This is a genomic window from Alteromonas confluentis, assembly GCF_001757105.1.
GTDB classification, from domain to species: domain Bacteria; phylum Pseudomonadota; class Gammaproteobacteria; order Enterobacterales; family Alteromonadaceae; genus Alteromonas; species Alteromonas confluentis.
The window spans coordinates 395597-412234 of the sequence record NZ_MDHN01000029.1; the positions used below are offsets into that span (position 1 = coordinate 395597).

Here is a 16638-nt window from a genome sequence, read left to right on the forward strand (position 1 = left end):
TTACACAAAACGCTTTACCCCCGCCTGCCACGCAAAGAATATCTGGATTACAGATAGCGCAAGCAAGCTAAACAGCACACCCCACCAGCTATGACTATAGTCGTGAATAATACCCGCCAGATAGGGACCAGACGCACCAATGAGGTACCCAACACATTGCGCTTTGCCTGACAATTTAGTGGCCTGGATGTGATTTTCAGCCCGAAGAGTAAACAGAGTCAGGCAGGTTACCATTGACATTCCGGCCCCAATGCCAGCCAGTATAAGCCAACATACGGCAAGCGAAGGGCAGAAAAGCAAACCTGCCAGTCCGGACATGATGAATAGAGAACACATCAATCCAAGTACACGTTGATCACGAAAGCGCGGTATCAGTGCAGTTGTAGACAAATTCGCCGCAATGGCAACGGCTTGATAAATAAAAAGATGAAAGCCGGCGGCACTTGTACTTATATTATGTTCCATCGCCATTGATGGATACCAGTCAATCAAAGTATAAAACACAACAGTGTGCAGCCCCATAAAAAGGGAAACATACCAGGCTACCCGGCTTCTCCATATGGACTTAGCATTTTGAGGCGAGATATTATTAACTGATGAAGTTAACTGTTCAGAGTTTTTGCTGCAAACTCTCCACCAGACCAATAAAGTCAAAGCAGCAAGAATGGCCCAAACGCCAATCGACATTCTCCATGTATTTCCATTCGCTGTAGAAATCGGCGCTGCTATGCCGCTGGCGATTGCAGCAGCGAATGCCATCACAGCGGCATATATACCAATTGCTCTGGCAGCATATTTTGGGAAATCACGTTTAATCAGTGGCGAGACGAGAACGTTAGCAGCCGCAATACCCAATCCAATCAAGAACGTTCCAATCCAGAAACCAGTTAGTCCGATTGTTGAGCGACATAGAATACCTCCCAGTACCAGTGCAATAGAGAGCAGCAGGGTTTTCTCGATACCTATTTTAAGAGTCACTGCGGGTACGAATGGCGAAGCGACTGCAAAAATGAGTAACGGTAAGGCATTGATTAACCCCGAAGCCGTCGCAGATAACTGAAATGTTTCAGCGATCTCAGGTAGCACAGGACCTAATGCTGTAATGGGGGCTCGTAAATTGGCCGCAATTAATACAATGCCAAGGAACGTTAATGAAATAAGCGGGGATGAAATAGTGTGTAAAGCGTTTTTCTGATGCATACAATCAACCAAAACCCTACGAAAAAAATCGTATTGTTATGCGTTGGTTGACGTTAACGCTTACGCACTTCAGAGGTTATCTGAAATGTCTGACACAATAGTACTGTGCAATGTTTATTGCTGTCAACGGTGACACAAAGTTAAGGAGTCAGGTACTAAAAATATACGAACCATTAAGGCGCTGTCTCATTTGGTACCATCCAGTTCCAGTTTAAATTTCTCCTGCAACTGCTGTAATTGGTCCACAGAAAACTGAAAGGAAGAACTGCCTAACAACTCGTCACGCGCATGCTCAATAAACCTTGAAGCACGGTCAGATAACTTTTTGCCGCCAGGAAAATAAAGATAAACCCCATATCTGTGAGAGAGGTAACGACAAAGTACGGGAACCAGTTTTCCCGAGCGAATGTGCGCCGCGACGTTTAAATTTGCCAGTAACCCTATCCCCATACCACGTAAAACCGCCTCTGTTTCTACTTCAGAATCGCTTACCCAGAATCTGGAATGAACATGGTGGAAAATCAGCTCACCGTTTTCCATAAATTCCCACGGTTCAATTCTGCCACTGTTTATTTGTCTTGAACCGGTGCAGGTATGAGCACTTAAATCGTGGTACGTGTCTGGAATTCCGTAACGTCTGAGGTAATCGGGTGAAGCACAGGCGAGCATCTGCAGATCAAAAAGTCGCTGAGAATAATTATTGCCACTAGGTTCAAGCCCGTTCCGGAAACCCACGTCAATGCCTTCTTTCACCAGATCGACGAAATTGTCAGTGGCATACAGTTCAACTTCAATTCGCGGAAACCGTTGCTGAAACTGGTCAATGAGTGGCAAGAGCACCGTTCTGCCAAAATGAAGCCCACAAGTGACTCGCAAGGTTCCTCGAGGTTCGCTGGATAATTCATGGGCCTGTTCCCATGCATTCTCTATTAATGAAACACCCTTCGTAACCTCTAATAGAAATCGTTCACCTTCTTCTGTCAGACGACACTGCCGCGTATTACGATATAAAAGTTTCGTACCTAAATGTTTTTCTATCTGCGCGATAGCTTTGCTGGTTGCCTGCGGCGTTATACCCAGAATTTTTGACGCTTTGTAAAAACTCCCCATTTCAGCAACTTGCCGGAAAATTTCTATTGCTCTTAGCTTGTCCATTCAGTATCAACTTTTGGTTGTTTTAGTATCACCTTATAGTTCGTATAAGGGTTGTTAGTCTAGGCGTAGAATAGTTGCATTGACAGATTAATCAACCGGAAGTGAATGTGGGATCAGAGCAAGCGACAGTTGAACAGATAGTCAAACCTCCTCATGGCCTTACCAATGCAAAATTAGTATTGGGAATGGGGGGATTAGCGATAGGTACCGGTGAATTTGCCGCCATGGGCTTGTTACCTTCTATGGCAGATAGCTTTGACATCTCAGTGTCTGAAGCAGGTTATGGCGTAATTGCTTACGCATTTGGGGTCGTCATCGGTGGTCCTTTTCTTGCCGTATTGACAGCACACCTTCCACGGCAGCGAGTCCTAATAGGCCTCCTGGCAATCGTTTTAGCAGGTAATCTCGCTACCGCATTAGCACCCGAGATGATTTGCTGGCTTACTGCCAGATTTATATCCGGCATTCCTCATGGAACTTATTACGGTATTGCTTCACTGGTGGCAGCATCAATGGTACCCAAAGGTCAACGAGCGTCAGCAATTGGCCAGGTTATGCTAGGGCTGGCCGTGGCTAATCTACTTGGCGTACCTTTTTCTACTTGGTTGGGCCAAGTGGCTGGTTGGGAAACCACTTTTCTTGTTATTTCAGTGATAGCGTTAGTAACGCTTGCGCTTACCTTTTACTTTATTCCCTTTGTTGCGGGAGATAGCACCGCAACCCCTATAAAGGAATTAGGTGTACTAAAACAAGCCGATGTCTGGGCGACGTTACTGGTCGCAACAATAGGCTTTGCCGGTATGTTCTCTCTTTACAGTTACATCACTCCAAGTCTGCAGAATTTAACCGGAATGGCAGAAAGCACGGTTCCCTGGATGCTCATGGCATGGGGCGCAGGCATGGTGATAGGCAATATAGTCGGCGGGAAATGTGCTGATAGAGCCATGGTGCCATCGCTATACGGCATCTTAATCTGGAATGCATTATTTCTCGCTGCGTTTGCTTTCTTCGCCACGGATATCTGGTCATCAGTCATTTTACTGTTCCTGATTGGGTGTGGTTTTGCCCTCGTACCCGCCCTTCAGTCAAGACTGATGGACGTTGCCAGTAACGCCCAATCTCTGGGCGCAACACTAAATCACTCAGCTTTTAACCTTTCTAACGCGCTGGGTGCGTGGCTCGGCGGCATTGCGTTATCGGTGGGTTTTGGATGGGAATCACCCGCTATCGTCGGCGCGGTCCTCGCCGCTATTGGTATACCCGTGTTTGCATTGTCGCTAGTGCTGGCGAGGCGCGAAGGGTAATTACGGTAATTTCTGGGGGCACGCCAAGCCGGAACGGGAAGCCTGTCCAGATCCCGGTTCCGGCATTGACATACAGCTTCATATTTCCGACATCATACAGACCACGCACAAAACCATTATTGGCAGGACCGGCCAGTAATCCCAGAGGCTGGATCATACCTCCATGGGTGTGACCTGAGAGTTGAAGAGCAATGCCATGTTTCGATGCATTCAGCCCATCCACTGGTTTGTGTACAAGCAGAATTTTTGTAGCACTCCCAGGGGTGCCAGACAGCGCGGCTCCTATGTCAGGCATCGGAGCTCCCTGTGTTGAGGCGATGTCATCAGGTAAACCAAGGAGCACCAGCTGGTCGCTGTTTCTTTTGATGGTGACGTGTTGATTTTCAAGAAACTGAATTGGTAACGATGTGTAAAAGTCCCGCCAGTTATCGTAGTCGAAATAGTATTCATGATTACCAAAAACGGCATACACACCATCTGCCGCGGACAACTTTGATAATGCTGTCATGTCATGGCGGCGATTTGTCAGATACCCATCTGACAAATCACCGGCAATTAATGTGAGGTCGGTCTGAAGATGGTTCGTAGTGCTGACAACTCGTTCTGCCCATGTGGAATTGAGCAACTGGCTGATATGAAGATCGGACAATAGCGCAATTCTGTAGCCATCAAACGACTTAGGTAGGCCGGGCAACGACACACTGACAGTCTTAATTGAGGGCTGGGAAACTGCACTATGGATGCCAAAAGCAGAAAGACTATATGCAATTATCAACAATGTAAAAAATGACCATTTGTTTAGCGCAACAGATTTCCGGCTGAATACAGATATGAGCCTGGTTACTGCGAATTCTACAACAACCAGTAGTGAGGAAAATGCGATACCACCAAATAGCCACATCCAGAGAAGAATGGCCAAACGTGGGATCTCAGGAGAAAACATGTTGCCGAAAATAAATAGACACCAAAGATGAAACTCGCAGATGACACCTAACAGTGCTGCACAGAATAACCTGCTCTTCGTTTGCGAAATAAGACTGCGGGCGCGCAGAAAAAAAATAATTGCGGGGATCAGTGTGTATATGAAAAACATGTTCTGTTAGTTACCGCGATGCTGTGCCGGTGATTTGCGTCGGCAAACTATAACACGCAGTTCGAATCGCGATTGTTGTGGTTAATTCAACGAGCCATATAGCGCAACTCAAGGAGAACGCTCTTGCCAGTAAGACCAATTTCCCGTTTATCTCGTCACGAACTTTCTGATCTTAACGCCTTCTGTGTGGTCGAACGAATGCGCAGTTTTACTAGAGCTGCGGTAGAACTGGGGATCACCACATCAGCGCTGAGTCACTCAATAAGAAATCTTGAAAGCCGCCTTGGTATCAGATTGCTTAACAGATCGAGTCGCAACGTTGCACCGACTGACGCGGGAGAAGCACTGGCAAAGCAACTAAACAAAGGCTTTCGTGAAATTTCCAACGGCCTCGAAACACTCAACAAATTTAGAGACAAACCTGCCGGCAGAATACGACTAAGTGTATTGAGTGATGGTGCCAGGTTGGTTCTGGCGCCCCACTTAGCACAATTTCTTCGCACTTATCCTGATGTAGAAGTCGACATTATGGTTGATGACCAGATGGTAGACATCGTAGAAGCAGGATTCGATGCAGGAATTCGATATGGCGGAACAATTCCTGAAGATTTTGTTGCAATGAAAATTTGTGAAAACCTCCGCTGGATTGCCGTTGCCTCTCCGGGTTACCTGAACGATAAACCGTTAATAAAACACCCTGTAGATTTACAGCAACATAATTGTATTCAAATACGTACGGGTGAGAGAGTCATTATGAAGTGGGATTTCGACCGTCGCGATAAAAGACTTTCGATTGATGTACCCGGCCAGGTTTGCGTGGGTGAGACCGCGTTGGGTATCGAACTGGCCTTGGCTGATGCAGGTATTTTTTACTGCCCGGAACGAAGAGTTCAGACTTATCTTTCCTGTGGACAATTACAAAGAGTGTTGCCCGAATGGGTTAGCCCGGATGATGGTATGTATATTTATTATCCAAGCTTCAGAACGCCACCGAAAGGACTGCGTGAACTGGTGAATATGTTAAGAGACAAGATAGTCCCCTGAGCTAACTGTAAATTCTTGTATCAGATCATGGTGTCGCTTGTACATCCATCCACCAGGACAAAATCAATCACAATCAATCACTTATCAGTCATATCAGCTCAATTTCACTTACTGTAACGGCCTAGTATAGGCTGAGCGTATACATAATTAAAAATTAAGTATTTTACTTCTGTATACACATTGTTAAATCCTAGTAACAAATTAAACACTCATAAGTTAATACTGAGAGATACAACAATGAAAACTCCCATGCCACTACACAAGCTTTCCCTGGCTGTAATAGCAGGATTAAGCGTTTCATTAAGCGCCACTGCCATTGCTCAGGACACACAAGCAGAAGATGAGGAAGACGTCGAAGTCATTTCCGTTACCGGTACATTAATCGAAGGGGTAAACCCTGTCGGTTCTAACGTCATCGGTTTAAATCAGGAAAAAATCATTGAGCAGGGTGTGACATCTGCTACCGATTTGCTGCGTCGCATTCCTCAAATGGCCGACTTCAACGCCGTGCCGGAAAACACCCTCACAGCCTCAATTCCTTTTGAGCCACCGCAAATTCGCGGTATCGGCGGCTTAAGTGGTATGGCTACTTTGGTCATGTTGGGCGGTAACCGTCTCGTACCAGTTGGCCCAATGAACTGGGTTGATTCGTCGATGATTCCGGCAAGCTTGCTGGAACGTGTGGAAGTGATTCCAGACGGCGGTTCGTCTATCTACGGTTCTGATGCTGTTGCTGGTGTTATTAACTTCATTCCTAAAAAGGACATGGAAGGCGGCGAAATTAGCGCACAATATGGCATGGGCCATGGCGACTACGACCGCATCGATATTTCTGGCGGTTTCGGTACCAGCTGGGATAAAGGCACCTTAGTGACGGCGTTCTCCTACGGTGACCGCTCACCAATGTACGGTAAAGATCAGGACTTCATTAAAGAAGATCTCACCGATGTTGGCGGTGCCGACTATCGTTCTACGTCTTGTACGCCGGGTAACATCCTGCTGAACGATACACTTTATGGCTTGCCGGGTGTGGATGCATCCTCACCGAACTACTGCTCTTCTTATGACGACCAGTCTTATTATCCGGAAGAAGAACGTTATTCACTGTTTGCCAACCTGACTCAGGAACTGACTGATCGGTTGAGCTTAGATGTACTGGCGTACTACTCCCGCCGTGAAGCGACCGACTATGACCCTAATGATGTTAGAGCGTCTGCGACGATCACCTCTGATAACCCGTATTTTGTGGCGGTGGGTGATGAAACGTCTAATACCGTATCGTTCTCGTATGCAGATGTATGGGGCAATGCCGGCGCGAACCCGTCAATGTATGAGCAATGGCAAATTACGCCCACCCTGACTTATCAGCTAACCGACACCTGGAAATTAAAAGGTACTGTTAACTACGGTAAAAGTACGTCTTATTACCACGATTACAAAATCAATGCAGATGCCCAGTTAGCTGCCCTTGCCGCCAGTACTACTGAAACGGCACTAAATCCATACGATGTGTCGCAAACCAGTGCGTCTGTGTTGTCAGGTATCAATAATTGGCTCGAAGACACCAGTACCGATCAGGATTTAACGGAATTTAAGCTGATTGCCAATGGTGATTTGTTCGAAATTGCCGGTGGTATGATGCGCGCAGCGGTGGGAACAGAGTACCGTGAAGAATCGTTTTATCAAACGGTCACGGCCGGAGAGTTAAGCAACCCTTCAACTTCCTCATTACGCGACATCGACCGCAATGTTAAATCGATTTTCGGTGAGATTTATATCCCGATTATCGGCGATAGCAACATGATGCCCGGCATTCAGCACTTGGACGTGTCGATCTCTGGCCGTTACGACAAGTACAACGATGTTGGATCAACGTCCAACCCCAAGATTGCTGTTACCTGGAACCCAACCGAAGATCTTACGGTTCGCGGTACCTGGGGCACATCGTTCCATGCTCCGGCATTGGCAGATCTAGCAGCTCCGCTAACATATGAACTGTTCCTGCCGTTCAGTCCACTGCGCGCATCAGACAGTCCTTTCGTACCTGATTTCTTTAAACCCTCCTTTACGCTAGGCGGCGCTTCAGAAGGCATCAGACCAGAAACCGCAGAAACCATGTCACTAGGCTCTGATTGGTATGTGACAGACTCGCTGAAAGTGTCTCTGACCTACTGGAGTATCAAGTACGAAGACCGCCTTGATCAGAACGCAGGGTTCTTCTTCGGACCAGCTTACTATGATGAAGAAGTGAATGAAGACTACTACATTGTGAATCCTACCTCCGCTGAAGAAGTTATTGCTAAATTTGGCGACTTCCCAACTCAGGGGTTCGACAGTCTTGAAACTATGTTTGCTATTTTCGGTTCGCCTTATGTGGTCAGTGACCAACGTAAAGCCAATATGGGCGCATCGGAGTTTGACGGGCTGGATTACTCTCTGCAGTATTTTCATGACATTGATTTAGGTGAGCTGGACTTCTCCCTGAGCGGTACCTATGTGCTTAACCGGGATAAAGAATTTGTTGCGGGAGGCGGCTTTGTTGACACACTGGCAGATGGTGATCTCAACGAAGCCATTTCAGCCTTCAACAGCGTGGCAACGCTAGGCTTGCGTCGTGACGACTGGTACTTCTCCGGTACCGTTTTTTACCGGGGCAGCGCTGATGTGGCTGAGGAACATATCGATTCTTACACCACCTTGTCACTGTTCGCCAGCTACGACTTCAGCATGGATACACAGTTGACGTTCAACATTGATAACGTAACAGACGAAGATCCACCTTTTAGAAATATTGAAGAAGGCGTTGCTTTCAAAAGCATGGGACGTTTCATGTCTGTAGGCATTAAAACCCGTTTTTAATTACTCTTCCTAAACGGAGGGCTGCCACGAAAGTGCCAGCCCTCATTATCATTTTTAAGGGGCAAGTTTATGACCAAACCCGTAAAACCGTTTCTATTCACGTTATCCAAAGTAGCGCTGAGCCTTTCTCTGCTTTCATTTAACAGCGCTGCAAGCACACTCGAAGACGATTTCGTCACCCCGCCTCAATCTGCCAAACCTTTAGTGTGGTGGCATTGGATGAACGGTAACGTTACCCGTGAAGGGATAGAAAAAGATCTCGCCTGGATGAACAAAGTAGGCATTGGCGGCGTGCAGAATTTTGATGCCCAGTTAATGACACCCAAAATTGTCGATACCACACTGGAATACATGACACCGGCCTGGAAAGACACCTTTGAATATGCGCTGGGTGAAGCGAATAAACATAATTTTGAATTTGGTATCGCCGCATCGCCGGGCTGGAGTGAAACCGGTGGGCCTTGGGTGAAGCCGGAACAAGGCATGAAAAAGCTGGCGTGGAGCGAAATTACCATCGACGCCAGACAGAAAAAAGCCGTTCGGGTACCCCAACCGCCCACCAATACCGGCGTTTTTCAGGATTTTTATGGCTCGGACGAAATCTTTGCTGATCCGGCCCATGGGCACAAAACTTTGCCCGTGCATTACGAAGACATCGCCGTGCTGGCTGTACCGGTACACGACCAACGCATTCAGCCGGTTTCGGTAAGCACCAACAATGATGATAAACTGGAATTAGCGGTATTAAGTGACAGCTCTTTCAGCGCATCCACAAACAGTACGTCACACCCGGATGCCCCGCTGGAAATCACCTTCGATTTCGGTGAAAGCAAAACGGTGAGCAGTTTATCTTTTGCCATGCCACCACCGGGCATGTTTATCCCGGCCGCCTTTTTACCCACCCTGCAAGCCAGTGTTGATGGTAAAAACTTCGAAAATGTCACCACCATTCCGGTAGGTTCAACCACCCAAACCACCATCAGTTTTCCGGCGGTTAAAGCGCAATATATGCGTATTGTGATGACCGCAAACCCGAACGGTAAGTTTGCTTTGCCGTCTTCGTCCGCACCGGGTGCTGCGCCGCCTCCGGGCTTTCAGTTACCTACGGGTGAGAAGAAACAAGAGCCGGTAAACCTGCTGGAAGTGGCTTTTTACCCGCAGGCAAAAGTGCACCGCTTCGAAGATAAAGCCGGTTTCGGCATTGTTGAAGACTACTATCCGTTGTCGTATCAACACGATGAACAGGGCATCGCCAAAGACGCCGTTATTGATATCACCGACAAACTCAATGCAGACGGCTCGCTGAACTGGCACCCGGAAAAAGGGCAATGGAAAATTATCCGCCTGGGCTACAGCTTAACCGGTAAAGAAAACCACCCGGCGACGGTGGCAGCCACCGGGCTGGAAGTCGACAAGTACGACGCCGATGCGGTTAATGCGTACATCGACCACTACCTCAACATGTATAAAGACGCCAGTGGTGAGTACGCGTTAGGAGAAGGCGTAAAAGCGTTGCTCAACGACAGTATTGAAGTGGGCGCATCGAACTGGACGCCGAATATGTTTGCGGAATTCAAGCAGCGTCGAGGTTACGACTTAACGCCCTGGTTACCGGCCCTGGTTGGCGTGATCATTGGTGATGCGGTACAAACCGATAAATTTCTCTACGACTACCGCTTAACCTTGGGCGAAATGCTTGCAGATAATCACTACGCAGTGATCAGCAAGCGGGTAAAAGAAGCGGGCCTGAAGCACTACTCTGAAGCGCTGGAGAACGGTCGCCCTACTCTGGGTGACGGCATGCGTATTCGCAGTAATGCCGATGTGCCTATGGCCGCCATGTGGGCCTTCGATACCCAAAATCAGGTTGGGCCGCAGCCGCAGTACTGGGCAGATATCCGCGAGGCGGCTTCTGTGGCGCACATTTACGGGCAAAACCTGGTAGCGGCAGAATCGCTGACGTCGGCGTCTTCGCCCTGGGCCTTCTCGCCCCGAGATTTGCAGCCCATGATCGACATGGAATTTGCGCTGGGTGTTAACCGCCCCATCATTCATACATCGGTTCACCAACCCAACGACGAAGGCCCCGGCCTGAGTTTATTTGTATTTGGTCAGTACTTTAACCGTCTTGAAACCTGGGCAGAATATGCCAAACCCTGGGTAACCTACATCAGCCGTAACGCTTACATGCTGCAGCAAGGTCACTTCAAGGCGGATGTAGCTTACTTCTACGGCGAAGACACACCGCCCACCGCGCTGTATAACGACAAGCCGTCGGAAGATGTACCGCTGGAAAATGCATATGACTATGTGAACAACGACATCATTACTGAACTGCTCGAAAACTGCGGTAAGGATTTATGCACAGAGTCTGGCCAGCGCTATGCCGTGCTGTATCTTGGCGGCACCTCGCAATACATGACGCTGCCCGTGTTGCAGCGTATTGCTCAATTGGTTTCAGGCGGTGCAACGGTGATTGGTAAAAAGCCACTGGCCAGCCCGTCGCTGGCAGACGATGCCGCCCGGTTTACCGAACTTGCCAATGAGCTGTGGAGCGGTAAAACCGGTAAAGGCCGTGTTATCGACGCTGACAACGTAGAGAGCGGAATTAAAGAAGCCGGTGTCATACCGGATTTCCGCTATGCAGGCAAGCATGACGACACCACCTTGTTCTTCGTTCACCGTCAGACAAACAGCGAAGAGATTTACTACTACACCAACCGTAAAAACCGTGAAGAACCGGTGACCTTGTCTTTCAATGTGTCTGGCAAGAAGCCGTATCACTACAACGCGGTTACCGGTGCCGTGACTGCCTTGAACAGCAAAGTAAAAGACGGGCTCACCGTAATTGAAAAGACCATGGCACCGTACGAATCAGGTTACGTGGTATTCGGTGACTCACCGGCAAAAGTGAGTTCTGTTGCTTCCACGTTCAGCAAGTCAAAAACGCTGAAAGACGAATGGCAGGTAACCTTCCAGAAAGATCGCGGCGCCCCAGCCAAAGCGACCTTGTCAGCCGGAAACTGGGCAGAGTCTGACGATACCGGTATCCGTTATTTCTCCGGCACCGCCAGCTACACCCAATCTTTCAACATCGACAAAGCGATGCAGGGCAAACCTGTACAGCTGCATATTGAAGATGTGCGGGATGTGGTGGAAGTGGTTGTGAACGGACAGGTAGTGAACACGCTATGGAAGCCGCCCTTCGACGTAGACGTATCGGACTATCTGAAAGCCGGTGAGAATACGGTAACGCTGAATATCACGAACCTGTGGGTGAACCGCTTAATCGGTGACGCGCAGCCGGATGTGAAGCAGAAGTACACCTTCACTACCCTGCCCGCCTACGTGCCGGATGCACCGCTTCGACCTTCTGGTCTGTTGGGCGATGTGTCGCTGAAGTGGTAAGTAAAACGGCAGGATGTTCATCATCCTGCCGCCTGATTCGGTTAATGTGGTGAAATTAGAAAATCAGGTTACAGCTAAACAGCACGGTGCGTGCAGCGAATACACCACTGCACGCAATACCTTAAAATCCTTTCATTTTTAACCACGCAATAAACTGCGGCATCACCCCGGTTGTGGTGGTGCCGGGGCGGCCTGTACCAAATCCGTGATCACCTTTTTCATAAGCGTGCAGTTCTACCGGCACGTCTTGCTGTTGCCATGCGCTCACAATACCGAACCCGTCCCTGCCAAACAGGCCATCATCCAATGCAATAGCGGCGAACATTGGGGGCGCATTTTCAGGTACAGTAACGGCTTTCATGGGGCCGTAAATGTAGCCAAGAAAAGCCGGACGGTTTGCGGTGTCTGCAATGGAAGCTGATAAGCTGGTCATTGCTCCGGCTGAGAAACCGATAAAGCCCACCTTCGCCGGGTCAATATGCCACTTACCCGCATTATCTTTTACATAAGACAACGCCTTCAGTGCATCTAACGGCGCCTGAGGCACAAAAATATCCGGGTCTTCACCTCTCGCTTTTGCTGCGAACACACTGCCAACATAAGCGCCGTATTCATTGACATCAAGTGGCGTAGGATTCAGCGTATAAGTCAGTACAAATGCAGCAATACCCTGCTCATTCAGTTTCTGAGCGACTTTGCGGCCTTCCTCTTCAACTGACAAAGACAGAAATGCACCTCCCGGAGCAACTATAACCGCCGTGCCCGTGGCCTTATCAGCAGGAGGTAAAAAAGCATATAAAGAAGGGTTAGTTACGTTGCGGATCAAATACTGCTCCAGTTTAAATCCGTTTGGCATCGTCAAAGACACCTGCCCCCACATCTCTTTATCGTTTTCCTGCATGGCCTTATCGTCGGGATAAAGCCTGATGGGCTCCCCGAGAAACGATTGCGCTTCAATGTTTTTATTGGTCACCACAGGCATGTTTTGAGCAAAGGTCTGCAAACTTGCCGATATAAAAATCAAAAGCAGAGTAAGTTTTTTCATTAATTACATTCCTGACATAAAATCCCGCGCAGCGCGGGAGAACACGATTAAACAAGTAAGCTGCAGCAGAACTAAATTCTGCCAGCCTGCATTTCCTTTACGGCATAATCCACTGCACGGGCTGTCATTGCCATGTAAGTGAGTGATGGATTCTGACACGCCGTAGAAGCCATGGCTGAGCCATCGGTAACAAACACATTCTTCACGTCATGCATCTGGTTAAATTTATTCAGAACAGACTGTGTGGGATCATCTCCCATTCTTGCGGTGCCCATTTCGTGAATACCTGTACCGGGTTCGCTGCCTGTTTTAAACCCGAAAACTTGTGTCAGCTCGGCTGCTTCGAGCATTTCTTTACCGGACACAATCATGTCATCCGTCATTTTGTGCTCGTTCTCTCCCCACTTTGCATCCACATTAAGTAGCGGCATACCCCACTTGTCTTTTTGCGTAGTGTCCAGCGTCACTTTATTGTTAAAATCTGGCAGCATCTCACCAAAGCCAACCAGCACCATACTCCAGTCACCCGGCGTACTGACTTTTTCTTTCAGTGTTTTACCGAATCCTTTCTCCTGGGCCTGCTTTGCCCAGTCGGTGCGCGATGCTCCGCCTTGAAAGCCATATCCCCTGAGGAAATCACGTTTGTCATCACCAATATTCTGGAAACGGGGAACGTAAATGCCATTGGGACGTCTGCCTTTGTAATACTTATCTTCAAACCCGCTGTACTTACCCACCACAATGGCACCGATGTTGTGATCCATCAGATAGTGACCCAGAACGCCACTGCTGTTACCTAATCCTTGCGGAAAGGCAGATGAAGCGGAATTAAGCAGTATTTGCGTTGAGCCAAGCGTAGATGCACAAACAAAAACAACGCGGGCAAAATACTGCGTTTTTTCCATTGTCAGTTGATCAACAACTTCAACCCCGGTCGCCCGGCCGCTGGCTTCGTCATGTAAGATCCGCAGCACAACTTTGTTATTCATCAGAGTGAGATTACCGGTATTGCGGGCTGCGGGTAACGTGGCACTCTGGGTACTGAAATAGCCGCCGAATGAACACCCTCTGACACACTGATTCCGGTACATACAATTGCTACGGCCCAGCGCTTCATGCACTGGTTTGGTTTCGGTTAGGTGTGCCGCCCTGCCGATGATCATTCTGCGGTCGGGGAAATTTTCTGTGATCGAACCGGATACGTGTTTTTCGAGACAATTCATTTCCATCGGTTTGAGAAAATTACCGTCAGGCAGAACATCAATGCCGTCATTATTGCCGCTAATCCCCGCAAACTCTTCCACATAGCTATACCAGGGATCAAGGTCAGAATAGCGCACTGGCCAAGGCGAACCATGACCATCACGCTGATTCTCTGACAAATTTAATTCTGACAAACGGTAAGACTGCCGACCCCACATGATGGACTTACCGCCGGTATGATGGCCTCGGATCCAGGCAAACGGCGAGGTTTGAATATACGGATTATCCGGATCTTTAATAAATCGGTCGTGGCTGTATTCATTAATAACATGAGACTTCTGCTGAACAGGATAGTCCCTGTTCAGAATATCTTCGTTAAGTTTACCTTTGCCGATAGTTTCCCAAGGCTGGGTGAAATCGGAATGATAGTCTTCCCGGTGTTTAATGTCTTTTCCGCGTTCAAGCATTAAGGTTTTAATGCCTTTCTCACACAGCTCTTTTGCTGCCCAGCCACCAGAAATGCCTGAACCAATAACAATGGCTTCGAATGATGTGTTTTTCATGTTGTAGTCCATTAATAAGCGTTTGGCGTTGCCCAGGTTTTACCGATGACAGATAGGTCTTCACAGCCTTTGTACATGCCGGGAACAGGGTCGTAATGCAGTGTTTTAGTGGCTCCCTGTTGCGAGGTGTAGTAATGAAAAACGATGAGCTCTTTGGTTTCTCTATAGCCTGCGGCAACCTCGGAATCCGGTAATTCGTCGTAGCTATAATCCTCAAGGGCAGAGACTATCCCATGATGTTTTTTATCGTCTCCGGAATGCCAGCTCTCACCGAAATTTGATTTCAGCCAGTTATCTAAAGCATCCAGTTTTCGAGAATAATCAGCGATATGTTGCTCGCCGTACACTTTGAGGACAAATGCCTTCATTTGCTCTGGAACCTGACAGGCCAGTGCCCCCGGCGTATCAGTATCGGGGATTATCTGGTGTGACAGCACTTTGAACATAGTGAAGTACTTACCGGCAAACGTGCCGGAAGAGGTAGCCGACTCAGCAGCAGTTGCCAACCGCGTATTTAATGTTGCCAGACCAATCGCTCCACTCAACTTCAGGAACTCTCTTCGCTTTAGTGAATTCATGCTATTTTTCTCCTCCCGCGTTGTTAGTGGCCAAATCATCTGTACATTGCCCGCTTTCCTTGCCTGATGACGCCCAGATTAATCCGTTTTCCAGCAGTCTGATGGCATATGCATCTGAAAAAGACTCAGCTCTGTGACCGATAGCGGTATAGAACACTCTGCCCTGACCCGCGCACTTTGCCCACACAATCGGATGATCGCCCATCGCCAGAGATTGACCGCCAAAACCCAGTGGCTCGTAGCTGCTTTCATCGATAGTAACAATCACTTGTACATCCTTGCTGCGGGGAGACTGTTCAAAGGAATACCACTCTTCGCTCATCTCAAAGGAAGCTGGCAAATCTTTCGTCAGAACGGGATTGTTACTCTCTGTAATCAATCTGGCTGGCTGAAATTGGGGAGACATAGGATGACCGCTGAAACGGGCTGATATAAGTTCATCGGCATACCAGTCCCAGAAATATTGCAAATCGCCACCGGCACCATGTACGGCAACAAACCCGCCCCCGCTTTCAATGAACGCCTTTAATGCATCTCTTTGAGAGAAAGTCAGTGCATCACCGCTGATGTTATTCCAGACAATGACATTAAACTGCGACAGATCGTCTGCATTAAATACGCCCGCTTTGTCAGTGAAAAAGATATCCATACTGTTCTTGGCGGCTAACTCTTTGAAGGCGGGGACAGACGCTGTTATGGCTTCACTGTGAACGAAGCCATTCACTTTTCCAAACACCAAAATGCGTTTGCTGTTCTCTGCTGCCGGTATATCAGGGCGAATGTTGTCGTAACGGGCACAACTCGCTGTCTTGGCCGCGTCAGTCATCAATGTGCTTTCTAAAAGACGTGTAATTTCAGACTTTGTTTTTTCATCCACATGGATGATGTGCTGTTGAAAAAGGAAAGCCGGAGAGATGATATTGCCGAAACGTTCATCCAGCGGAAAATCACCGAACGGCTGCGCGAATTTTTTTGCCGTAATTGGCGAAATCGCTGCGAGTTCAGTTAATAACACTTTGTTTCTGACTACGTCAGATAGCGGCATATCCAATGTGTAGTGAGCACGGGCTGCGGGACAGTCATCCAGCGAGACATCTTGTGCAGCATAAGACGGTGAGACGCACAAAAATAATATGCATATGAACGGGACTAAATGTTTCATTCTATCTCCTGATAATGCCTTTAC

General features: G+C 48.1%; 11 protein-coding genes. 4 read left to right on the plus strand and 7 right to left on the minus strand.

Annotated elements, in window-relative coordinates; translation table 11 throughout:
• The gene (locus BFC18_RS13335) at positions 1–1200 is read right to left on the minus strand and encodes a CynX/NimT family MFS transporter (protein WP_070126037.1); all 1200 of its coding nucleotides are present in this window, start codon (positions 1198–1200) and stop codon (positions 1–3) included.
• Between the two features lie 186 nt (positions 1201–1386).
• Entirely contained in the window at positions 1387–2355 is a 969-nt protein-coding gene (locus BFC18_RS13340; protein ID WP_070126038.1) for a LysR family transcriptional regulator, read from the minus strand.
• Positions 2356–2462: 107 nt separating this feature from the next.
• Here BFC18_RS13340 and BFC18_RS13345 point away from each other — a divergent pair, with 107 nt between their 5' ends.
• The gene (locus BFC18_RS13345; RefSeq protein ID WP_211481028.1) at positions 2463–3659 is read left to right on the plus strand and encodes an MFS transporter; all 1197 of its coding nucleotides are present in this window, start codon (positions 2463–2465) and stop codon (positions 3657–3659) included.
• Here the strand turns inward: BFC18_RS13345 and BFC18_RS13350 are convergent.
• Positions 3604–4752 (minus strand): metallophosphoesterase, encoded by a 1149-nt coding sequence (locus BFC18_RS13350; protein WP_070126039.1) that lies wholly within the window; start codon positions 4750–4752, stop codon positions 3604–3606. The two genes, BFC18_RS13345 and BFC18_RS13350, sit on opposite strands and share 56 nt — an antisense overlap.
• A gap of 123 nt (positions 4753–4875) precedes the next feature.
• Here BFC18_RS13350 and BFC18_RS13355 point away from each other — a divergent pair, with 123 nt between their 5' ends.
• The 3 genes from BFC18_RS13355 to BFC18_RS13365 all read left to right on the plus strand — a co-directional run bounded on the left by BFC18_RS13355 (position 4876) and on the right by BFC18_RS13365 (position 12063).
• Positions 4876–5796, plus strand: a complete 921-nt coding sequence (locus BFC18_RS13355; protein WP_083273077.1) for a LysR family transcriptional regulator — start codon at positions 4876–4878, stop codon at positions 5794–5796.
• A 249-nt stretch (positions 5797–6045) separates the two neighbouring features.
• Positions 6046–8655 carry a TonB-dependent receptor plug domain-containing protein gene (locus tag BFC18_RS13360; protein ID WP_170826605.1) on the plus strand — a complete coding sequence of 870 codons (2610 nt, stop codon included), beginning with the start codon at positions 6046–6048 and terminating at the stop codon, positions 8653–8655.
• A 69-nt stretch (positions 8656–8724) separates the two neighbouring features.
• Complete coding sequence (locus tag BFC18_RS13365) at positions 8725–12063, plus strand: glycosyl hydrolase (RefSeq protein WP_083273078.1); 3339 nt, start codon at positions 8725–8727, stop codon at positions 12061–12063.
• Between the two features lie 121 nt (positions 12064–12184).
• On the opposite strand, the gene BFC18_RS13370 is transcribed toward BFC18_RS13365, so the two are convergent.
• From BFC18_RS13370 to BFC18_RS13385, 4 genes are all read right to left on the minus strand, one after another.
• Positions 12185–13108 carry an alpha/beta hydrolase gene (locus BFC18_RS13370; protein WP_070126042.1) on the minus strand — a complete coding sequence of 308 codons (924 nt, stop codon included), beginning with the start codon at positions 13106–13108 and terminating at the stop codon, positions 12185–12187.
• A gap of 71 nt (positions 13109–13179) precedes the next feature.
• Complete coding sequence (locus BFC18_RS13375; RefSeq protein WP_211481029.1) at positions 13180–14874, minus strand: GMC oxidoreductase; 1695 nt, start codon at positions 14872–14874, stop codon at positions 13180–13182.
• A gap of 11 nt (positions 14875–14885) precedes the next feature.
• Positions 14886–15452 (minus strand): gluconate 2-dehydrogenase subunit 3 family protein, encoded by a 567-nt coding sequence (locus BFC18_RS13380; protein ID WP_070126044.1) that lies wholly within the window; start codon positions 15450–15452, stop codon positions 14886–14888.
• A 1-nt stretch (position 15453) separates the two neighbouring features.
• Entirely contained in the window at positions 15454–16614 is a 1161-nt protein-coding gene (locus BFC18_RS13385; RefSeq protein ID WP_070126045.1) for a ThuA domain-containing protein, read from the minus strand.
• Positions 16615–16638: the final 24 nt, after the last annotated feature.